We start from the raw sequence: 21,661 nt of genomic DNA on the forward strand, positions 1-21,661 counted from the left end.
ACTGCAAGGGTTCTCGGCGGATAATTTTAGAAATCGATCGAGAACCTCAAGATTTGCAAGTTGTGTGGCGGCTAGATTCGATCGCTAGACTTATTCAGCAAGCCCTACTTAGTCATGCTTTTGTCACCTTAACAGGGGTAACCTTAAAGCCTAAAGATTTGACACAATTCGATCGTGTGCATCTGGAGAGTAGAGCTAGCATCAACACCACGCTTGAGACTAAATTCCAAATCGAGTAACTTGGGAAGACTGGCTGCAAGTCGATCGGCAGTGGTAGATTGGAGTTCCTGTTTGATAAAGAATAGGCGTTTGGGGTTTCCCAATCCGGCGGCGGTGGCAATGACTCGATCGTCTTTTTCCCCAGCTTCTAAGAGCATTTTTACCCACAACCAAGTCCGAAATTGGCCGACGAGGGTGGCAACTATTTTTAATGCAGGTTCGTTGTGATTAATCAATTCACTAATCAGATGCAAAGCTGTCCCCACATCGCCTTGTCGAATTGCAGCGGCAAGTTGAAGGCTATTTTGAGTATTAGCAACTACGAGACTCGCCACCATCACTCGATCGATCTTTTGTCCTTCACCACCAGCGAGTAATTGTAATTTCTCTAATTCTAGATATAGTTGACGAGTGTTATTACCAACAGATTCGGCGAGAAGTTGAATTGCATCTGAAGTTAATTTTAATCCCAACTCTTTAGAGACAATCTGTACTCGTTGACTCAGTTCTTCAGTTTTCCAAGGCGGAATCAAACTAAATTCCTGAACATTTGCATATTTCTGAATTGTTTTAGTCGATTTCAATCTGCCATCTGGTTTATTTTTGCTAGTCAGGAGCAGGATCGTAGTAGCCGGAATTTGGGGCAATGTCCGTTCCAACTCAGCCAGCAATTGCTCCGAACATTGCTGCATCAGGGTCGTATCTGCCAGCCAGACCACTCGTTTCCCTGTACCGAAGGGGGGAGTCATCGCCGCATCTAGAGCCGCGATCGCCGCATCTTCTCGCTCTGGTGTAATCTTTTCATAGTTAAAACTCGTCCAAGCTGGATCGAGTGCTGAGTGTTGAATCGCACTCACAGCTTTGGCAATCGAAAAATCATCATCGCCCCAATATAAAATAACTGTCATCGGATTGGTGAGTGGTGAATGGTGAATGGTGAATGGTGGATAATGAAAATTATTTTTCGTTACCGATTATCAATTATCAATTAACCAACATAATCATCATCAAAAGATCGAGCCGAATCTGAGTCCTCGATCGAGGCTAACCGATTGGCAATCCCTTTACAGCCGCCAGGAATAGTTTGGCGGGATGCTTCTCCACACCAAGCGCAACAATATTGACGCTGTTCCTCAGACATATTCCGAACATTAGTCAGATCGGCAGCTTCGACAACCGCACCAGTAAATTCACCTGTGATATAGTCTGGAAGGCGATCGGGAATGCGGGGACTAGCAAGTTCGATATTGCCATAAAAAAATCTCGCACCCTGGATATCTGCATCCGTTAATTTAGCTTGATACAGAATAGTTTTAGACAGGTTTGCTTTTGACAAATTACATCCATTTAAATTAGTCCGAATCAAATTAGCATCGCTGAGATCTGCCCACCGCAGATCGGTTTGAGAGATATCTGTACCCGCCAGCATAACGCCCAAATTAATGACCCGCACCCCATAAATGCGATCTTCATCATAACCCCCATTCCCATTGAGAATCACCTTACCCAACCGCAGATCGCGTTGCAGGGGAGTTAGTAATTTCGAGCGAGATAGAAAGCGGATTACCCTGGCTTTCCCCGCAGCATTGACACTACCCAATAATGCCGCAGTGCGCCCCACGGCAAAGGCGCGTTCCTGCGGCCAATCTTCGAGGAATCCATCATCATCTAAGACTAGATCGGAAATTCCTTGAAAGTAATTATCGATCGTCTGTTGCTGTGTAAGTACATTTTGTTGATGATTGAGGCGATTTTGCTCGATCGTCAAATCGCGAGAAACGATATACTGTTGCCATGATACGTATGCAGCGAGAGTGGCAATTGCCATCTGCCCCAATGCCCCACTCCATAGACCCAAAACGCCAACTACATTCCAATCCGTTCGAGCTGATAGAGTTCCAACATAATCAAAAAATCCACAAATTTTGAGTAGAGCGACGATTGCCACTAGAATCGTAATTGAGGTAATTATGCTCAATTGCTGGGGTGAAGATATAGATTTTGGTAGTTTGTGACGGGCACCTCGATAGAGAATCGGTACTGACAATCCTAAAGCGATCGCACAACCTGCTACAGTCAGACCAATATTCCTAGACCATAAGCCACATGCGATCGCGATAATTCCCAGCAGATTCAACCAGATTGTCATTTACTTTAAAATATCCATTCAAGTAAACTTTGTATATTAGATATTTTATCACTACCGTTAGAATTTCAGATTTAAGCTTTTATCTGGTTGTTCATTTTGCTTGCCAGGAGATGAAATTACCATCAATGGCGCGACAGTAAAGTGTCCCGCCTCATCAATCCCTAGCTCCAACCGCGACTAACTCATTATATTCGATCGGGCTGAAGACTCGATCGGTCGCTCGTGGCTTTTAATTCTGGGCTTTCTGCTGGCATGAATAGATCGGCGATACGTATTTCTACTCTTCAATAAGACTTACTATCCATTTAATCCAACAAAGAACTGTTGAAGACCTTCGCTCATACGTCTTAATCGACTTAACTTTATGTAAATCAGCATCACACATCATTTCAATAATTTCCTTTTTACTTGGAACATCGCCCTGGTTAAAATATAGCTTCAAAGTATTATGGAAAATCCCATAAGCTAAAATCAACTCAATTAATTCAAGTTCTCTATTTTTGATTGAGAGATCGAATAACTTCATACCTCTTTCTGATAGTTGATAGACTGACATCTTATTTTTTCGAGTACGCTCGACTAGACCTAAGTAAATAGCAGCATGAGAATAATAACCTGCTTGCCTCCAACTAAAATCATATTCTTGAGTTATTTCTTCTTTAGTCAATATATTTTTTTGCTTTAGAAGTTCACATAGATTAATTACACGTCCAAAAGAATCTGCTTGAGGGAAAGATATTTTTGGTTCTTGTATTAGCAAAACTTTATGTAAAATATTTTGAATAACTTCAATATTTATTGTAATATCTTCTTGAATTATATATTTTTCTTCTTTAATAAGCTGAATTGAATTGTAGTGTCCACTGTTTCTAAAAATATATTCTCTTAAATAAAAAATACCATTTGTATATGTTAAAAAGATCGGACGTACTTTTTTATTTATCTTTTGTGTCCACAATTTATATGGATAAAATAATTGTCTTATAAGAAAGTTGTCAGAAATATAATTTTTTGCCTCAATTATGATTAGAGAATCATTACCTTCATATCCTCCATCAATTTCAATCTGAGAATTATTAACTTCTACTTGAATCAACTCTTTACCCGCATTAACATCAATATTAAAGTCAAAAGATGATGACCTCATTCTTCCACTTATAGTTGGATACAATTCCATCTCGCCAGTAAAGTCTTGAATAATACCAGCAATAATTGCACAATTTATTGCAGTTGCCTCACTTGTAATTTCTTCTGGATTTAAACTTTCTAGAACAGTAGGAAAAGAAACTTTCTTAATTTCGACATTATCTTCTGGAGTGAAGTCATGAAATATTTCAAATTCACCAATAATATAATTACCCCTAGATACAGGTAAGATAGATAATTTATTCTTATCAAATATTTTAGGTAGCTGCGATCTATGATCGAACTTTGTCATCAATCGAGCTTCTCGAAACTCATTTATATCGCTAGATGATATTAAAAAATAATCTAAATTTTTAAGTTTATCCAATATTAGATGCTTTTCAAAAATTTTCTCCCAAGCTAAATCATTTTTAGACTCACTCATAATTTTTTATCAATACTTCTTCTACTTCACCTCTTTTTTCACCATCTGAGTTTATAGCACGATTAGCCTTTATCACATGGATCTGATAGTCTGTATAAAGTTCTTTAATAAAATCTACACAGGAATTAGATTGCAAAAATTTAATTCCATTTTTATCTAGCCGATCGCAAGCTTCTTTTAATCTAACTTGATCGGACTCTCCCCATCCACCTTGGATGTATCCAGTAAAATTAGAACTATCGGAAACAGGATGATAGGGGGGATCTAAATACACGAAAGAATTTTTATCGGCTTCTTTCAAAATTGTCTCATAATCTGTATTTTCGATCCGAACATTATTAGAGTTAAGGTAAGAATTTACAGCCCTAAGAGTTGGCTCATTTACTATATTTGGATTTTTATATTTCCCAAATGGTGAATTAAATTTACCAGAATTATTCACACGATACAATCCATTGTAGCAAGTCTTATTTAGATATATAATTCTTGATGCTCTTTCTACATCACTTAAATTATCAAATGCTTCTGTCCGATCCAAAGCACGTATTTCATAAAAATATTCTGATTCGTTTTTGTGCTTCTGAAGATCTACAATCAGATTTTCAAGATCGTCTTTGATGACATTATAAACATTTACAAGTTCTAAATTAAAGTCATTGATAATTGCAGTTTTCGGTTGGAGATGAAAGAGTACAGCACCTCCGCCAATAAAAGGTTCGATGTATGATTTGATTCCTTTAGGTAAATGCTGTTCGATCGCAGGCATTATTTGTCTTTTACCTCCTACCCATTTTAAAAATGGTGATACTAATTTATTTTTTGCCATTATTGTTGAATTTGATTCCTTGCGTACGGCAGTACTATTATATCTCGATTTAACCTTAATTTAACAGGCTCAAGAACAGTCCTATATTAGTATCGATGGTTTAGGCCACAAAAATAGCTATCTTCCTGTGAAGATAGCTATGAATATTAATGGGTTTCCCCTCTAAAAATTATTAAAAGTTAGCAGCTCTAGTAATCAAAGTCACCGCCGCCCATACCGCCGCCAGCACCTGCGCCGCCGTCTTTGGATTCTGGTTTGTCAACGATGATGCACTCAGTAGTCAAAATCATTGCGGCGATCGAAGCGGCATTTTGCAGAGCCGAACGAGTTACTTTCGCAGGGTCGACGATCCCAGCTTCAAACATGTCTACAAACTCATTTGTTGCCGCGTTGTAGCCAACATCAAAGGCTTTTTCTTTGACACGTTCAGCGATGATTGCACCGTTTTGACCAGCGTTTTCAGCAATCCGTTTGAGGGGAGCTGAGAGAGCGCGGGTAACGATTAGCGCACCTGTTAATTCCTCATCTTTGAGGTTAGCTTGCGCCCAAACTTCGAGTTCAGGAGATAGGTGAGCTAGGGTTGTACCACCACCAGGAACGATTCCTTCTTCAACTGCGGCTTTAGTTGCATTGATTGCATCTTCAAGACGTAGTTTACGATCTTTCATTTCGGTTTCGGTAGCAGCACCAACTTTGATGACTGCAACACCACCAGCTAATTTAGCCAGACGCTCTTGGAGCTTTTCTTTGTCGTAGGAAGAATCGCTTTCTTCCATTTGACGACGGATTTGCTCACACCGAGATTTGACAGTCGCTTCATTGCCTTCCGCAACGATCGTAGTGCTGTCTTTAGTGATAGTAATCCGACGTGCTTGACCGAGGGATTCTAGTTTAGTTGCATCTAGTTTCAAGCCAGCATCTTCAGTGATCATTTGACCGCCAGTTAATACTGCGATATCTTCTAGCATCGCTTTACGACGATCTCCGAAGCCAGGAGCTTTAACTGCTGCAACGTTTAATACGCCACGCAGACGGTTAACAACCAAGGTTGCGAGAGCTTCTTTTTCGATGTCTTCAGCTAAAATCAGCAAAGGACGACCGGAACGAGCTACTTGCTCAAGAATTGGCACAAGATCCTGTACCAAGTTGATTTTTTTGTCAGTAATCAGGATGTAAGGTTGCTCTAGAACCGCTTCCATCCGCTCCATATCAGTAGCGAAGTAAGGGGAGATATAGCCCTTATCAAACCGCATCCCTTCAGTGATTTCTAGTTCGGTAATCATTGACTTACCTTCTTCTAGAGAAATAACGCCTTCTTTGCCGACTTTATCCATCGCGTTCGCAATCATTTCGCCGACTTCATTGTCGTTACCAGCGGAAATTGCTGCTACTTGTGCGATCGCTTTGGAGTCTTCTACAGGTTTCGCGTGAGCGGCAATTTTCTCAACGAGGAAACCAGTTGCTTTGTCGATACCGCGTTTGAGGGCGATCGCATTGGCACCAGCAGCCACGTTGCGTAAGCCTTCTTTGACGATCGCGTGAGCTAGTACAGTAGCTGTAGTAGTACCGTCGCCCGCAGCGTCGTTAGTTTTGGATGCAGCTTGACGAATCAAGGCTACACCAGTATTTTCGACGTTATCTTCGAGTTCGATTTCTTTAGCAATGGTGACACCATCGTTAACGATTTGGGGTGCGCCAAATTTCTTCTCTAAGACGACGTTACGACCTTTAGGGCCGAGGGTAACTGCTACCGCTTCAGCCAAGATGTCCATCCCACGTTCCAACGCGCGACGAGCATTTTCGTTGTATATAATTCGCTTTGCCATAATCTTTAAATTTAAATGTGTAGAGGGTTAGATGTTAGTGACAAGTGACACTGTTTAGCCGACTACTGCGAGGATGTCTTTCTCAGACAACAGCACATATTCGTCGCCGCCGAGCTTCACGTCGGTACCAGCGTATTTGGAGTAGAGGACTTTATCGCCGATTTTGATTTCAGGCTCTTGACGAGTACCGTCTTCATTACGTTTGCCAGGGCCAACTTGGACGACTTCGCCGATTTGGGGCTTTTCTTTAGCTGTATCGGGGAGAAGGATACCACCAGCGGTTTTTTCTTCAGATGCACTGACTTTAACAAAGACGCGATCGGCTAAAGGCTTGACTGTGGATACGGTTAACGATAGTGATGCCATATTTATTATGAGTATTTAGCACTCTCAACTGCTGAGTGCCAATCTATCCGAATGTGGTATCGCATGGCAAGCAAGGGTAGGGTACGGTTTACCGCACTGACAACAGCTTGGGTGTGTCGATGCCGCAAAAGTACATACCAAGCAGATGGCTAGAAGATATGCAAAAAGGGAAGAGCGGTGGATCTGTAGTCTGGTAAGTAGTTTTAATTGAAAATCTGCCCAATGAAAGAGATCCAGTTCGCGATTGCTGACGTATTGTTATGTAACCTATAGATCGATCTCCCAAATGACTCATCCGCTGGAAAGATCTATCCAAATTAGTAAAAGGAACGTGAAAATGAAATCAAGTAAGCTCGTTACCCTAGTTACGGCAATATATGTAGCTACGATGTTTGAGTTTTTTGGTGTTGCTCGATCTGCTGAAGGTGTCGCACTTACGGGTCTGACAGGAGGCAACACGCTAGTGTTCTTCGATTCTGCTACTCCCGGCTCTACAACGACACGCAGTGTGACTGGAGCCGATGGGCTGCTGGGGATAGACTATCGCCCTGCTGACGGTCAGCTTTATGGGATTACTAATGCTAGCGTGTTCACGATCGATCCTAGTAGCGGTAATGCTACTTTTTTCAACTCAATCTCCCCCACTTTCAATGGTGGAACTACCTCAGGAGTAGACTTCAATCCAGCAGCAGACGCACTGCGGATTACAGGTGCCAACGGGCAAAACTTCCGCATCCCTGGGGGTGGTTCGGGCACAACTATGGTTGACGGCACCATTGCTTACGCGACTACAGACACCAATGCTGGAGTCAGCCCCACGATTACGGCTTCTGCTTACACCAACAGTTTTGCGGGAGCACCAGCCGGACGCACGACTCAGCTCTTTGATATCGACTCCAACCTAGATGTTTTGGTACTCCAAAACCCAGCAAACAGTGGCACTCTAGCCACGATCGGCTCTTTGGGTGTTAACGTTGGTACGGTAGGCGGGTTTGATATCTTTTCGCCTAGTAGTGGCGTAAATATTGCCTTTGCAGCATTCGCTCCCAGTGGTAGCACGGCAGCTTCCCTCTATACGATCGATTTAAGTTCGGGTGCCGCTACTTCCCTCGGCCAAATCGGTACGGGGGCTGGATTCAATCTGACTGGACTCGCCGCCCCGATCCCACCCACTGCTGTGCCTGAGCCTTCTTCCCTCCCAGGTTTAATCATCGTTGGTATTGGTACGGGCTGGATGCTCAAGCGACGCAAGCGCAAAAGTAGTGCAGCCGACAAACAGTAAGGACTCGAACTACCCCTGTTAAGGTGAATTTTTTTACGCATCGATCGACGGATTTGAGTCAGCAAAAACCGTGAGGCAGCAATTTTGCCGATCTTTGCCTCAACTCCATTACGGCATACCACCTTGACCGATTGAGTCCTCACCCCCTAGAATAGAGGAACGGTCTGGCTGAGACGTTGGTGACTGCCAATAACGTTTTTTGATCTATGCTTGAATTTTTTACGGGAACTAATGTTGTTCTAGCGGCAGTAAACTGAACTCTGTATTCAGAAACTTTATGCACGAACTTCCGGTACCCACCTGGTTTTAACCAGGTCATAAACTGAGGTAAGACGGCGTTGCGGTTGACCTAAATATTTGAAAGACAAAAACCCCTGGTACTCGTGCTGGGGGTTTTGTTGTGGATGGTGGATGGTGATTAGGGCGGAGTTTTACTGATAGAGTGGATCGGAAGACATTTGATGAAATCAAGAAGATTATGACACCACAGGATTTGATGAAGCAGGAAGTTGGGAAGGCTGCGGCGGCGCGGGTACAGTCTAATTCGATCGTGGGATTGGGTACTGGTTCGACGACGGCGTTTGCGATCGAGTTTATTGGCAAACGGTTGGCGGCAGGCGAGATTACCAATGTCAAAGGAATTCCGACATCTTTTCAAGCCAGAGTGTTAGCCAAGCAGCATGGTATCCCTTTGACTACTCTAGATGAAGTCGATCGGATTGATATTGCGATCGATGGTGCGGATGAAGTCGATCCTCATAAGAATCTGATCAAAGGCGGTGGTGCAGCGCATACCCAAGAAAAAGTAGTCGATGCGCTGGCAGAGCAATTTATCGTAGTTGTCGATAATACTAAGTTAGTCGATAAACTCGGCAGTACTTTTCTCGTCCCTGTTGAAGTCATTCCGATGGCTGTAACTCCCGTCATGCGAGCGATCGAAAAATTGGGTGGGAAACCTCAACTCCGCATGGGTGTCAAAAAAGCTGGTCCAGTGGTGACGGATCAGGGTAACTTGGTGGTTGATGTCAAATTTGACTCGATCGATAATCCCGCTGAGTTAGAAAAGACGCTCAATAATATTCCTGGCGTACTCGAAAACGGCCTATTTGTGGGAGTAACTGACTTGGTACTTGTCGGTGAAGTTCAAGGCGATAAAGTCATCATCAAAGAAATGTAGAGTTAGGCTTTAGGTTTTAGGCTTTAGGCTTTAGGCTTTAGGCTTTAGGCAAATTCCATGAGCTGCAACGGTTTAATTCTCCATGCCAGCACTTCCTCTAAAGCCTGAAACCTAAATTACAATTAGACTAGGAACCTTGTCGCCAATATCTAATTTTATGGTTGCCCAATTACCGACACCAAACCAAATCGAATATCCAGACAGCGATGGTAAACCGATGTCCGACAATACCAAACAATTTCGCTGGATTACGACGATTAAATATAATCTAGATTGGTTATTTGCCAATGACGAGAACGTTTTTATTGCTGGAGATCTACTCTGGTATCCTGTTGAAGGCAACCCCAAGCGGCGAGTAGCTCCAGATGTGATGGTAGCATTCGGTAGACCGAAAGGCGATCGCGGATCTTACAAGCAATGGTTAGAAGGTGATATTGCACCGCAAGTAGTATTTGAAATTCTGTCTCCAGGCAATACTACCAATGAGATGGCAGCTAAGTTAGCTTTTTACGATCGGCATGATGTGGCGGAATACTATATTTACGATCCCGATGATAATGCTCTGTCTGGATGGGAGCGATTAGATGATTATCTAACTGAAATTCCAGTCATGCAGGATTGGACTAGCTTGCGATTGGGAATTAAATTCGATCTGAGTACGCCAGCAGAATTGCAAATTTATAGACCTGATGGCGAAATATTTCTGGCGTTCGAGCAAGTTTCCCAAAGGTTGGAGACGATCGTCCGCACCCTCTCTGAAACCGAGCAAGCTCTATCTGAAACCGAGCAAGCTCTATCAACAGCAGCAGATCGCAATCATCAACTCGCAGCCAAGTTGCGAGAGCTAGGCATCGATCCAGATACGATTTAGTTACAAAAAAAGAGGTGAAAACTATTGGGTTTCACCTCTTTTGTCATACTTATTAAAGTCACGCCAATCTAGTCGATGGTTCTTTTACCAGTAAACTTGAGTTTAGCTGGATTGGGATTGCTGCCGATATTCCGATCGACACTGTTTTGAGCTTCCCGTCCTGGATTGACTTTTTCAGGGAATACGCCATCATTGGGATGGAGCAAGGTTGTCTCACCTTTTGGCAAGATCCGATAAACTTTGTAATTGGTGATTTTGAACTTCCGTAATTGTCCACCAAGTGCCAAACACTGTTCTTTTCGCGCCATGTACAAGAGGTTATCCCCAGATACCATTGTCGCTGCGCCGCCAGTCGGCATTTCAAATACCTGTTCTTTAGGACTATTCCAAGTAATCGCGTATTTCTCTTCTGTGTCGGCTTTGCTGAGTAACCCACCAGTGCTACCGCCAAAAATCGGTGTCTTGCCAGTTAGTTTGATTGTCATAAAACTATTCGTTATAGGGTTTTAGGAAATAGTATCATTCTGTTCGGGCACGATCGCGATCTCGTCAAGAACCGTAACAGTCGAATCTGTCAACGATTGTCAGATTGCGGTTCCAAAAATGTAGATTCTTGATACCCAGGAGCGGTTTTCAACCCGATCGACGATCGCTAGCAACTAGTATAATAAGATCGTAAGCACCCGATCGATAGCCATGACAAACAATTCTACTGCGATTTCCTTGCTGGTTGCTCCCGCTCGTGTATTGCGGGGGAAATCTGCGCTCACCGACGCGATCGAGCATATACTGCGACTGGGTCAACGTCCGCTGATTGTGGTGGGTGAGCATAGTCAAGATCTGAGTCAACTCCAGGTATTATTCGATCGTCCAGAACTAACAGTCGAGCGGGTGCGATATACTCCCGATTGTTGTGAGAGCAGTCTCGATCGATTAATTGAATCAGCCTCTGAGCATCACGCCGATCTCATCATTGGTGTTGGTGGTGGCAAATGTCTGGATACTGCCAAATTATTAGCCCATCGTTGTCAGTTACCAGTCGTGACGATTCCGACATCTGGAGCCACTTGTGCAGCGTGGACGGCGTTATCCAATATTTATTCTGAATCAGGCGCATTCCTGTACGATGTCAGCCTTGCCAAATGCCCCGATCTACTCATCCTAGATTATGGTATGGTCGCCACAGCATCACAACGGACACTGGTGGCGGGAATTGGTGATGCGATCGCCAAATGGTACGAAGCTTCAGTCAGTAGTGGACATTCATCACAGACATTACTCATCGCCGCAGTTCAACAGGCGCGAGTACTCAGAGATATTTTATTCCAAAAGTCAGCAAGTGCGATCGCCAATCCTGGCAGTGAAGACTGGCAAGAAGTTGTCGATGCTACCGTCCTCCTCGCAGGGGTAATTGGTGGGCTAGGTGGTGCCCAATGCCGCACTGTAGCCGCCCATGCAGTTCATAATGGTCTGACACACCTCCCAGGCTCTCACCACGCCCTACACGGCGAAAAAGTGGCATATGGGATTTTAGTCCAGTTGAGACTACAGGAGATGCTTCAAGGCGATCGATTAGCCGCCACAGCCAGACAACAGTTGGTCGATTTTTACAGTACCATTGGATTACCAAAAACTCTAGAGGATTTGGGACTGAGTGAAATCACGATCTCTCAGTTACATCACGCGGCGACACTTGCGTGCAAACCCGATTCCGATTTACATCGGTTGCCCTTTAATGTGGTGCCAGAGCAACTAGTCGCAGCGATGCTATCAACAACCATTATCGAAGTTGAGAATCGATTTGTCAGTACCGCCACATCGCTTTAGAGTTTAGAGTTTAGAGTTTAGGGGAAGTTTTGGAGCTTGATGAGGGCAAAGCATTTAATTTGCGATCGCATCATGAGCTGACAAACCTTCACTGTTGGCTCCAAAATACCAAAGAGCTGTGGCAACCTCTCCTAAATTAACGGTCTTCTTAGGCTGGAATAAGGTAGTGTAACCGAATACTCGCCGGATATTGGATTGTTCGCCATTTTGAAAATCAGCCAAAACGGCGCGAAGTGCTTTGGGATCGACTTTGCCAGCGTCTTGAAATCCCCACGTCTGCTTCACGGCGTCTAGAGAAGCGGCTGGTAGTGGCTGCCGAGTATCTAGAGGTACTTTCCACAAAATTAGCTGTTCTCTCGTCAGCAGGGCATCAGGACGGAAGAGGACGCTAGTAGCATCACCGCTGAGAGAGCTGGGGATGAGTCCTGCTTCGGCTAATCCCTGAATGCTGGGGAAATCAGGATTGGTGCTGGGGACATCCTGAAATGCGGGTTTGGTGTCAGTGGTAGCTAGCTTGAGTTGCTGGGTGGGTTTGGTACCTGTAATCCGGTTGTGTGCGGCGACTAGCCAGCGAGCGTATTCGCGGCGAGTAACTGCGCGATTGGGAGTGGTATCGGCACTCGTCAATACACCGATTTGGGTGAGATCTTTTAAATATTCGGCGGTAGTGGTTGGTAATTTGGAGATCGGTTTGGTGCTGGGGAGAGGAGATACTGTTGGTGAGGGGCTAGTAACGGCTGGTGTCGATGTTGTCGGTGTGGGGGTTGGCTCTGGTGTCGCGGCTCCCTGCCAACTGATTGTATACGTTGTTACTCCAGTTTGTTGCGGCTCTGAGCTGGGTTGAGCGGCAATCGTCACACTGGTTTGCTGTTGGTTGGCAACTAGTTGAGGATTGCTATCGCTCGGTGTGGTGACAATTTGCCATTGTTTGGCAGCTAGTTCTTTTTGATAAAATGTGTAGACTAGATCGATCGGATCTGGAGTCGTCCAAGTTGCCACTGTGCCCTGTGCCGGAGTCTCTGTCGATTGAAGTTTAGCTTGAGGGTAGACGGGGAAATCGGCGGGGAGGGAGTTGTTACTGGCGGCTGGAGTTGATGTTGCTGTCCCGCTTGCTGGTGGGTTAAGTTTTGGATCTGGTGCTAATGTAGTTTGCAGCGATTTTCCACCATTGCATCCAGAGATGATAACGATCGAAATAATTGCCAGACAACGCAGCAATAAAGATTTGTGAGTATGAATAATACCGATCCGGATCTGCGATCGAGACACAATTGGTTATTTGCTAATGATTGAATAATTCTATTATACTGAGGTTTTGTACATCGCTAATCATCCGCCTTATTAGTCGGATCGAACTAGATAACGCTCGGAGTTTGACTGATTTACTCCCGAACCACTCAATAAATAGAGATCCACCATCTACCATTCACCCCCTACGCTAGATGTCTAGCTTGGGTTCGTTCAATGGTCAACTGGTTATTTCTCCCGCCTAGTGGGAAACAAAGGCGGGACGAACTCCGCAATTTGACATAGGTCAGGGAGTAAATATTGGATTTCGAGCGGATAGCAACTCCAGCAAATATTGTTCACCCAGTTGCAGATATTACAACTAGGTAAACTTTACGATCTAAATTTCGCTCATATTTTAGCTTGGAGCGATCTGATAAATTCCCTAATAATATCGGTTTTAGTTCTTTCAGTCTTCTCAGCAAAAGCTTCGAGAATTCTGAGTTCTTGTTCGGGAATCTTCACATTTAATTGTTTCAAAGACATATTGCGTCTACTTGAAGGAGTGCTATGCTGAGTTGATTGATTCATGGTTTTCGTATCAATTTAAATTGATACATACTCGTTGTTAATTGTATCCACCATAAAATAATAAAATTACCTTGGCCTCAACGAAGTTGAGACTACAGCCATTTAAATGTATTGGCTGTAAATGAGCCATCGAACAAGCATGTCTAAATTTAGACTACAAGTTCAGCAATAATAACTACTTTGGATGAGTGTCATTGTCGCACGAAGACGACTCGCACAGTGATTACCCCAAATTGGCAGCAGTAACTCAATTAATTGAGCTACTGCTACATCACAAACAGTCAACTAAACAAGGATTATTTAGGGCGACGATTTTGTAGAAAAGCGGGTAAGTCAGCTCCAGCATTTTGAGGTGGCTGAGGCTTAGGAAAATTGTCGTCACCGACAGAAGATCCCTGTGGCTTGCGGCTGTGGTCGGATGAAGCAGAGGGCATCCGAGTTGGCACAGCAGTTTGCGGCCGACGAGCGACTGGCTCTGAGATTTCGCCTGTAAATCCGGTGGCGATAACTGTAATTCTCATCTCACCCTGCATTTGCGGATCGATTACCGCACCAAAGATAATATTCGCATTGGGATCTACAACTTCGTAGATAGTTTCCGCAGCGGTATTTACTTCGATCAGGGTCATATCAGCACCGCCAGTGATGTTCAAGACAACACCGCGCGCACCTTCGATAGATGATTCTAATAGTGGTGAAGTGATTGCTTGGATGGCTGCCTCCCGCGCTCGTGATTTGCCAGATCCTTCACCGATACCCATTAGTGCCGAACCCGCATCAGCCATCACTGTACGGACATCAGCAAAGTCAACATTGATCAGTCCTGGGATGGTGATGATATCAGAAATTCCCTGGACGCCGGATCGCAGTACGTCATCGGCAATGCGGAACGCTTCTTGAACTGGAGTCTGCTCGTTGATTGCCTGAAGCAGTTTATCATTAGGAATGATAATCAAAGTATCAACTTGACTTTGCAGTCCACTAATGCCTTCCTCCGCTTGGTTTGTCCGTCTTCGTCCTTCAAAGGTAAAGGGACGAGTGACGACTCCTACGGTGAGAGCACCCATTTCTTTGGCAACTTCAGCCACAATCCGCGCTGCTCCAGTTCCAGTTCCACCTCCCATTCCCGCAGTAATAAATACGAGATCGGCTCCTTCTAGAGCCATCGCGATTTCTTCACGGGATTCTTCAGCGGCTTTTTGACCGATGGCGGGATTACCACCAGCACCGAGTCCACGGGTGAGTTTTTGACCTAATTGAATCCGCCGCGTTGCATCAGAATGCGATAATGCTTGTGCGTCAGTGTTCATCGTCCAAAATTCGATGCCTTCAATATTGGTGGCAATCATCCGATTTACCGCGTTACTGCCGCCACCGCCAACACCAATTACTTTGATACGGGCGACACTGCTAAAAGTGAGATCGTCGGACATTCTGTCATCCTTGGGTGTGGTATAGCCATCTCGAATTGAGTGGCTTTTGAATCCTGGATAGGAGAGTGGACTGGAGTTATTCATGCGCTAGTTATTATTGGAGCCAGTTAAAGCATAGTAACCCGCATTGTAGATATTTTTTGAGATTACTTAGACATGTAGTGTATATATTTTAAACAGCATCACCTGAGCCATGAGTTAAATTGATAATAATCTAGCAAGATCTCGTATGGGTAGAAAATTACTTGGCTAGAATATAGAGATTATAGAAAAATAGTTTCAGGTCGCGAATATTAGCTCGGACATGCTATTGATGTATCTAAATGTAGCAACAAAAGATTTAGAGTTAATGTCAGTCGGAGATCGGTTTAATAGCTGTTGGGACGATCGGACTGAGTTGTAATCTAGGCAAATCGGGATTTTCCAGATCTAGTAGTTCGACATCAGCAGATGAAGTGTGTTTTTGCCAATCCCTAAGTCGATCGAGCTGCTGCATTTGATTATTTAGCCGCGATTTAGATTCAAACCTACCCAATTTTACCTTGCCTACTTCAGTTTGTAACATTAAATTTTGAGGAACGCGACAATCGATCTCCCCAATTGCAACTGGACTAGTCCGAACAGCCTGATAAATTTGCGTCCAATTGGGACAGTTACCCTGCGCTGGCAATATCAATTGTAATGTCGGTAGCGATCGCCAGATTGTGGGGCGATAGCTAGAAAGCGGTAATTGAAGACCGCGTTCGTCGATAAATATTTGAGATTGAGTGTTGCGGACGATCCGCGCCACTGGGGGAGAATCCTGTACCTGCACGATCAGGCGAGGTGGTAGTAGTTCTCGATCGATCTTCACACTAGGAATCGCGGCTCGATCGATCAGTTGAGATCGCAACTGTTCGGGTGATAACTCCATAATTAGCTTTGGGTAAGGAATTGCCAAAATCGATCGAATCGTCTTGTCGCTGAGATACTGATTCCCCTCAATCCGAATCTGTTCGGGTTGAGAAATCGTCCAGTCAGGTCGATCGATTACCCAAGCCAACCCAGCGAAGATCCCGCTCATACACACAAATCGCCATACAGATGTGACGACTCTGACTCGCCGTTGCTGTTGCAGTTGGCGACGACGTTGCTTTAGATGTTCTTTAGATGCAGATTGGGACACGCAAGTAGGGAGGTATTAGGGACTAAGTAGCGGCTAATTGGGCACGAATTCTGTCTGGACTCGTTGCTGACGATCGCCGCTAATGACGATCGACTGGTCTTGTAGTTTCCCGACTCCGCGAGTACCTGTAAATTTGATGAGTGGATTGACTTGTTGATAGACTACATTACCAGTTCCGACGAGCTGTTGGGAAGCGATCTGCCAGATTAATCGATCGGCTCCAATTTTCGCTTGGTTGCGAGTAGCTACTCCCCGCGCATTACCTGTGAGTGTGGCTGTAGATGCTTTGAGGTCTAGTTCGCCAGCATTGCCATTGAAGCTAACGGCTTCTTGTTGCTGAACGATTTTCAACGGTCGATCGGCTGTGACTACCTCTCGGTCTAGATTCCAGCTAAATGATTCACCATTGACCTGGATTAGTGGCTTGGTAGCATTCAATTGGACGTTCCCTTGCAAATTAATGACTTTGAAATCGAGGGCGGTAGAGAAGGTATTGGCGGTGGCTTTAGCGGTAATTCGATCTCCCTGATAGCGTTGGATTTGGGTCGATCGATCTCCAATTACTTTTCGCTCTTTAAGTTGCCAGATCAGTTGCTCTGTCTGCATTGCCAATCGGGGATCGCTAGAAAATGCGGAGATCTTGCCAGATAGATCCATTTGTTGGGTGCGGGTGAAGTATTTGGCGCGATCGGCATTAACCTGGAATTTAGGTTGATTTGCTTGAACGCGATCGCGAATAATTAGCAAGTCTGCTTTTGGTTGCCATTCTACTTCTTGTCCGATCACAATCAAATTATTCCGAGTTTCTTTGGTGACTACATCGCCGCGTAGGAACACTTTTTCACCTTCTTGTTCTACTTCCCCTGTTTTGGCGGTAATGTGCATGATGACTCGACCATCTTGATATAGATCGCCATCTAAATTAGTTACCTTGGCGCGTTTGCGATCGGGAGTATATACTCCCGATTTTGCTCGGACTTTCCAGAGGGGTTTTCCTTGTTTATCTACTTGCTCGAAACTGAGATTATCTAGTTGTAGTTTGGGTTCGATCGTTGCGATTGGAGTTGGATTAGGTAGAGGTTTGTTTGGACGACAACTACCGATCCCCAAGATCGCGATTGTCAAGATAATACTCACATAGCAATGTACTTTCACACTCCGTCCACCTTTTCGATCGATTTAATCCCCCCGTAGTCATCAGACTCAAATACCCCAACTTGGTTCCAGATTGCCATCCACATCGATCGAGCGGGACGATCTCTGGACATGTGCGATCGATCGAACCTACTCTTGAAAAATTGACAAATAACGATCGTCGATGACTGTCAATTTTCAACTAAATTAAGTCCAGATCTCTGGAGTGATGAGAATGTTGGCATTATTTCTCGGCGTTTTTTGGATCTCTTCCTTGACATTTTCGAGGTCGATATATCGATCGGAAACATTGATCAGACTATCACTAGTCATCGATCTCAGACTGACTACTTCCACCCGAACACCGCGATAACTCACTGCATCGACTGCGTAAGCCAGATCCCCATCGCCACTAACGAGTACTGCGGTATCATAAGATCCGACTAATGCCATCATATCGACCGCAATTTCTACATCCAGGTTGGCTTTTTTAGAGCCATCTGGGAGTTGAACTAAATCTTTGGCAATTACGCGATAACCATTGCGTCTCATCCAGAGCAAGAATCCCTGCTGCTTTTCATTGGTGCGATCGACTCCAGTATAAAAGAACGAACGTAACAGTCGCGAACCTCCAGTCAGCCGAGCTAGCAATTTAGTATAGTCAATTTCAATATTTAGTTGTAATGCTGCATAAAATAGATTGGAGCCATCAACAAAGATGGCGACTCTCCCACGATTTTCTAGGACTTGCTTTGCTGAAAATATCGAATTTTCATCATGGTTGAAACTATTCATTGTTGTTAAAATTATTATAAATTTAAAAAAGAGAATTTAAAAAATTATTGAATATATGCGAGACAGAGGAAGAGCAGGATTAATTACTAGTAGTAATATTGAGTTCTAGCTTGGTAAAAATTGGCTGCGCTTCACCGAGTAGGCAATTGGCTGTTAAAATACCCCACTCCTGATGAGATTCCCAATCTAAAGGTAGCTCTAACTCACCTCGATCGGACGTAGCAGTATTGATAGCACAAATCAGATCGAAGTTTACATCCAGCCCTAATTGACGATAAATATCGGTACTAATTTTTGGAACGATCGGTGACAATAGATAAGCTGACAGCCGAGCCGACTCTAAGACAGAATATAGAACTTGGGCTAATTCTGAATGCTTATCTTGTTTAAATAATGTCCACGGAGCGAGATCGTCTATATACTTGTTGCTAGAGTGTACCAAAGTCAAAATTGTTTCACAGGCATCTCTAAAGGCTAGCTTATTGTAAGCTATATCCACCTGAAAGCCTAGCTTTTGCCCCAATAGTTTGAGTGGATTATCAGCAGGAATATCTTCAGCATTACAATTTGGTACTCGACTTTGACAATACTTTTTAGCCATACCTAACGTCCGGTTGACTAAGTTTCCTAAACTATTGGCAAGATCGGCATTCACAATTTCAATGAAGCGCGTCTCATTAAAATCCCCATCTTGCCCGAACTCAATCTCCTTGAGAAAATAATAACGTAACGGTTCTGCGCCATATCGATCGACTAAATCGATCGGATCGATCGCATTTCCTTCACTTTTACTAATTTTTTTACCATCTTTAGTAAAGTAACCGTGTGCGAAAACGCGATCGGGGAGCGGTAGTCCTGCTGACATCAACATCGCGGGCCAATAGACAGCATGAAAGCGTAAAATATCTTTGCCAATCAAATGTAAATTAATCGGCCATCTTTGCGCTAAAGCATTGTCTAGAGTCGGCTCGACACTCGGATCGAGCAATGCTGTCATATAGCCGAGCAAGGCATCAAACCAGACATAGATTGTTTGTTGGGGATCGGCTGGTAGTGGGATGCCCCAATTTACATTGACACGAGAGATCGAAAAATCTTGCAATCCTTGAGCCACAAATTTTAGGACTTCATTGCGCCGACTATTTGGGAGAATAAAATCAGGATGTTGCTCGTATAAAGCTTCTAGTTGATGTTGATACTTAGAAAGTCTGAAAAAATAATTACTTTCATCGCGCCATTCTACCTGCTTGCTAGGATGCAATGGACAATGCCTGTCGGCAAGTAAATCGCGTTCTTCTTTAAACTCCTCACAAGAGACACAATACCAGCCCTGCTGAGTCCCTTGATAAATATCCCCGCGCTCCCATACCCGTTGGAAAAATTCATTGACAATGAGCTGGTGGTTGGGTGCAGTCGTCCGACTAAACCTGTTGTATTGAATATCTAGCTTGCTCCACAGAGCCTCAAATCTCGCCACAATCCGATCGCAGTGGACTTGAGGCTCTACACCCGCTGCAACTGCCGTCCGCTCGATTTTCTGCCCATGTTCGTCAGTCCCTGTAATCAGGAGGACATCACGGCGTTTGAGTCTTTGCCATCTGGCGATCGTATCGGCAGCCATCGTAGTATAAGCATGTCCGATATGGGGAATATCGTTGACGTAATACAGTGGTGTAGTGACAGTGAAATACTGTTGACTGTGCGGAGGATGATTCATATAGCAACTCAAATGTGGCGGACTCGATCGAAAAAAAAGTAGATCGCGCTAAATTCACAACTCAAAGCAATCTCAAGCCCTAACTGTAGCTACTATTGGTGCCGCTCCTGAAATCAATGCGCCAGATCGAGTTCGGGACTTTGAGAATGATGTTTGATATTGAATCGATAGCACGATCTTTGTAGCGTCATTGGCATCACCTCTGACATTCCCGCGTGTCTCTTGCAGCAGGAGCATCACAGTCGCTGAAAAGACTTAGCTCTAGTCTCCATCATAAATGAGGTTGCCCAACTTCCGACCTTTATTAATAATTAGTAATTGGTTTCTGCTAGAATACGAATAACCAGGGTAACTAGCTCAATGGTAGAGCATCGGACTCTTAATCCGTTGGTTCCGAGTTCGAGCCTCGGGTTGCCCATTCTCAAAAACCTCGCCATGTGCGGGGTTTTTGAGTTTTCAGTCATATTTTGGTTGTACCCGATTTGGGTTAAATCACTTATTTATTCGTGTCTATTAGGTTACGTTTGGGTTAATTATTGGGTCAAATTTGAAGATATTGAGTATCTTTTTATACCTCAATGCCTGAAAATCCCAAAACCCCAGCGGGGCAGACTGTAATTAAAGTCAACCACCAACGCTTACAGATAGTTTTAAATTATCGCGGTGTTAGAAAATATTTATCATTAGGCTTGCCAGACTCCAAGCTCAATCGAGTCTATGCCGAAATGGTCAGGGACTATCTGAATCTGAAGACAACGCCAAATACTACCAAACGGGTTTTAACTCAGCTTGGAGCCTGTTGTAAGTGGGCTTTGACACTCCCCCCGCTCGGTGAGGTTTCGCATACGCTCACTCTCACCTGAACGCAGGGGGATTCTCCCTCAATGAAATTGCAAAGACAATTGCATTGGAGATATCGGTTTTTCAGGCGTTGTCGCCTTAGATCCCACATTCCGCACTTCAACTTTTACGACACATATTAGTCACGAAGACTCGACAGTTTGACGACCCATTTTTCTTCCAACCAGCTTCTAAAACTCCCTTGATAGTTATCCTACAGGCTTAACTTGTCACTAATGGTATGGGACAAACGCCCAGGGATTTTGATTCCAGTGACGGCGGTATCGCGGTTTGGTGGGGAGACGTTTGTATTTGTGGCGGATGCTGGGAAGCAATCTCCAGATGGTAAAAGTTCATTAGTCGCTAGGCAGCAGCCTGTGGAGTTGCTGACGGGGCGACATGTCGCCTAAAAACAAGACAGAGGGGCAATTCTAGACAAATATACTTTGCACGGTTGTAACTTGAGCATCAGCGATCGAAGAGATGATAGTCTAGTAAGGGCAAAAAGAAAGTGGAGATTGGGAGATGAGCAATCTAAAATTTACGGAAGAAGATCGAGAAAAATTGAATTATGAAAGATTTCACCATCCTCATCCTAGAGTACAGTTAAAGATGGAAGTGCTGTGGCTTAAAAGTCAAAATTTAC

The 21,661-nt window shown here is 44.1% G+C and carries 21 protein-coding genes, 1 tRNA gene, 1 other RNA gene and 1 pseudogene; 9 read left to right on the forward strand and 15 right to left on the reverse strand.

All coding sequences use genetic code 11. The features are described from left to right. Nucleotides 1-143: 143 nt before the first annotated feature. From holA to groES, 6 genes are all read right to left on the reverse strand, one after another. On the reverse strand, nucleotides 144-1,127 hold the full coding sequence (holA, locus tag ACEW9J_RS19675; RefSeq protein ID WP_373546792.1) for a DNA polymerase III subunit delta: 984 nt from the start codon (nucleotides 1,125-1,127) through the stop codon (nucleotides 144-146). Between the two features lie 80 nt (nucleotides 1,128-1,207). Continuing rightward, on the reverse strand, nucleotides 1,208-2,368 hold the full coding sequence (locus ACEW9J_RS19680; RefSeq protein ID WP_373546793.1) for a pentapeptide repeat-containing protein: 1,161 nt from the start codon (nucleotides 2,366-2,368) through the stop codon (nucleotides 1,208-1,210). Between the two features lie 277 nt (nucleotides 2,369-2,645). After that, nucleotides 2,646-3,938 (reverse strand): transcriptional regulator, encoded by a 1,293-nt coding sequence (locus tag ACEW9J_RS19685; RefSeq protein WP_373546794.1) that lies wholly within the window; start codon nucleotides 3,936-3,938, stop codon nucleotides 2,646-2,648. Continuing rightward, nucleotides 3,931-4,764, reverse strand: coding sequence for a DNA adenine methylase (locus ACEW9J_RS19690; protein WP_373546795.1), 834 nt, complete (start codon nucleotides 4,762-4,764; stop codon nucleotides 3,931-3,933). Before ACEW9J_RS19690 ends, ACEW9J_RS19685 begins: the two co-directional genes overlap by 8 nt. A 188-nt stretch (nucleotides 4,765-4,952) precedes the next feature. Further along, a complete protein-coding gene (groL, locus tag ACEW9J_RS19695; protein WP_373546796.1) occupies nucleotides 4,953-6,590 on the reverse strand; it encodes a chaperonin GroEL in 1,638 nt (545 codons plus the stop codon). 54 nt (nucleotides 6,591-6,644) lie between these two features. After that, a complete protein-coding gene (groES, locus tag ACEW9J_RS19700) occupies nucleotides 6,645-6,956 on the reverse strand; it encodes a co-chaperone GroES (RefSeq protein ID WP_309742942.1) in 312 nt (103 codons plus the stop codon). A 337-nt stretch (nucleotides 6,957-7,293) separates the two neighbouring features. On the opposite strand from groES, the gene ACEW9J_RS19705 reads away from it, so the two are divergent. From ACEW9J_RS19705 to ACEW9J_RS19720, 4 genes are all read left to right on the forward strand, one after another. Then, nucleotides 7,294-8,238, forward strand: coding sequence for a DUF4394 domain-containing protein (locus ACEW9J_RS19705; RefSeq protein WP_373546797.1), 945 nt, complete (start codon nucleotides 7,294-7,296; stop codon nucleotides 8,236-8,238). A 162-nt stretch (nucleotides 8,239-8,400) separates the two neighbouring features. Next, nucleotides 8,401-8,589: non-coding RNA, 6S RNA (gene ssrS / locus ACEW9J_RS19710), on the forward strand. 127 nt (nucleotides 8,590-8,716) lie between these two features. Next, nucleotides 8,717-9,415, forward strand: a complete 699-nt coding sequence (gene rpiA / locus ACEW9J_RS19715; protein ID WP_295613919.1) for a ribose-5-phosphate isomerase RpiA — start codon at nucleotides 8,717-8,719, stop codon at nucleotides 9,413-9,415. A gap of 157 nt (nucleotides 9,416-9,572) precedes the next feature. After that, nucleotides 9,573-10,286, forward strand: coding sequence for a Uma2 family endonuclease (locus ACEW9J_RS19720; RefSeq protein ID WP_373546798.1), 714 nt, complete (start codon nucleotides 9,573-9,575; stop codon nucleotides 10,284-10,286). Nucleotides 10,287-10,354: 68 nt separating this feature from the next. On the opposite strand, the gene ACEW9J_RS19725 is transcribed toward ACEW9J_RS19720, so the two are convergent. Continuing rightward, nucleotides 10,355-10,771, reverse strand: a complete 417-nt coding sequence (locus tag ACEW9J_RS19725) for a photosystem I reaction center subunit II PsaD (RefSeq protein WP_373546799.1) — start codon at nucleotides 10,769-10,771, stop codon at nucleotides 10,355-10,357. A 211-nt stretch (nucleotides 10,772-10,982) separates the two neighbouring features. Between ACEW9J_RS19725 and ACEW9J_RS19730 the strand changes: the two genes are divergently transcribed. Next, entirely contained in the window at nucleotides 10,983-12,113 is a 1,131-nt protein-coding gene (locus tag ACEW9J_RS19730; protein WP_373546800.1) for an iron-containing alcohol dehydrogenase family protein, read from the forward strand. Nucleotides 12,114-12,167: 54 nt separating this feature from the next. Here the strand turns inward: ACEW9J_RS19730 and ACEW9J_RS19735 are convergent, their stop codons facing one another. From ACEW9J_RS19735 to ACEW9J_RS19770, 8 genes are all read right to left on the reverse strand, one after another. Next, nucleotides 12,168-13,382 carry an S-layer homology domain-containing protein gene (locus tag ACEW9J_RS19735; RefSeq protein WP_373546801.1) on the reverse strand — a complete coding sequence of 405 codons (1,215 nt, stop codon included), beginning with the start codon at nucleotides 13,380-13,382 and terminating at the stop codon, nucleotides 12,168-12,170. Nucleotides 13,383-13,751: 369 nt separating this feature from the next. Further along, nucleotides 13,752-13,931, reverse strand: coding sequence for a ribbon-helix-helix protein, CopG family (locus tag ACEW9J_RS19740; protein WP_373546802.1), 180 nt, complete (start codon nucleotides 13,929-13,931; stop codon nucleotides 13,752-13,754). A 296-nt stretch (nucleotides 13,932-14,227) separates the two neighbouring features. Continuing rightward, nucleotides 14,228-15,448, reverse strand: a complete 1,221-nt coding sequence (gene ftsZ / locus ACEW9J_RS19745) for a cell division protein FtsZ (RefSeq protein ID WP_373546803.1) — start codon at nucleotides 15,446-15,448, stop codon at nucleotides 14,228-14,230. A 268-nt stretch (nucleotides 15,449-15,716) separates the two neighbouring features. Continuing rightward, nucleotides 15,717-16,529, reverse strand: a complete 813-nt coding sequence (locus tag ACEW9J_RS19750) for a cell division protein FtsQ/DivIB (protein ID WP_373546804.1) — start codon at nucleotides 16,527-16,529, stop codon at nucleotides 15,717-15,719. A gap of 33 nt (nucleotides 16,530-16,562) precedes the next feature. Next, entirely contained in the window at nucleotides 16,563-17,684 is a 1,122-nt protein-coding gene (lptC, locus tag ACEW9J_RS19755) for an LPS export ABC transporter periplasmic protein LptC (RefSeq protein WP_373546805.1), read from the reverse strand. Nucleotides 17,685-17,870: 186 nt separating this feature from the next. Beyond that, nucleotides 17,871-18,458: an NYN domain-containing protein gene (locus ACEW9J_RS19760; protein WP_373546806.1), complete on the reverse strand. Its 588-nt coding sequence runs from the start codon at nucleotides 18,456-18,458 to the stop codon at nucleotides 17,871-17,873. Between the two features lie 79 nt (nucleotides 18,459-18,537). After that, nucleotides 18,538-20,175 (reverse strand): methionine--tRNA ligase, encoded by a 1,638-nt coding sequence (gene metG / locus ACEW9J_RS19765; RefSeq protein ID WP_373546807.1) that lies wholly within the window; start codon nucleotides 20,173-20,175, stop codon nucleotides 18,538-18,540. A gap of 72 nt (nucleotides 20,176-20,247) precedes the next feature. Further along, entirely contained in the window at nucleotides 20,248-20,412 is a 165-nt protein-coding gene (locus tag ACEW9J_RS19770) for a hypothetical protein (protein WP_373546808.1), read from the reverse strand. Between the two features lie 109 nt (nucleotides 20,413-20,521). Between ACEW9J_RS19770 and ACEW9J_RS19775 the strand changes: the two genes are divergently transcribed. The 4 genes and pseudogenes from ACEW9J_RS19775 to ACEW9J_RS19790 form a co-directional block, all read left to right on the forward strand. Further along, nucleotides 20,522-20,593, forward strand: a tRNA-Lys gene (locus tag ACEW9J_RS19775). A gap of 160 nt (nucleotides 20,594-20,753) precedes the next feature. Then, complete coding sequence (locus tag ACEW9J_RS19780; protein WP_373546809.1) at nucleotides 20,754-21,038, forward strand: Arm DNA-binding domain-containing protein; 285 nt, start codon at nucleotides 20,754-20,756, stop codon at nucleotides 21,036-21,038. Nucleotides 21,039-21,251: 213 nt separating this feature from the next. Beyond that, entirely contained in the window at nucleotides 21,252-21,425 is a 174-nt protein-coding gene (locus ACEW9J_RS19785) for a hypothetical protein (protein ID WP_373546810.1), read from the forward strand. A gap of 115 nt (nucleotides 21,426-21,540) precedes the next feature. Next, nucleotides 21,541-21,661 (forward strand): annotated as a pseudogene (locus ACEW9J_RS19790) (IS630 family transposase); the annotation flags it as partial.

The sequence above is a fragment of the Chamaesiphon sp. genome (assembly GCF_041737865.1).
In the GTDB taxonomy this organism is placed as follows: domain Bacteria; phylum Cyanobacteriota; class Cyanobacteriia; order Cyanobacteriales; family Chamaesiphonaceae; genus Chamaesiphon.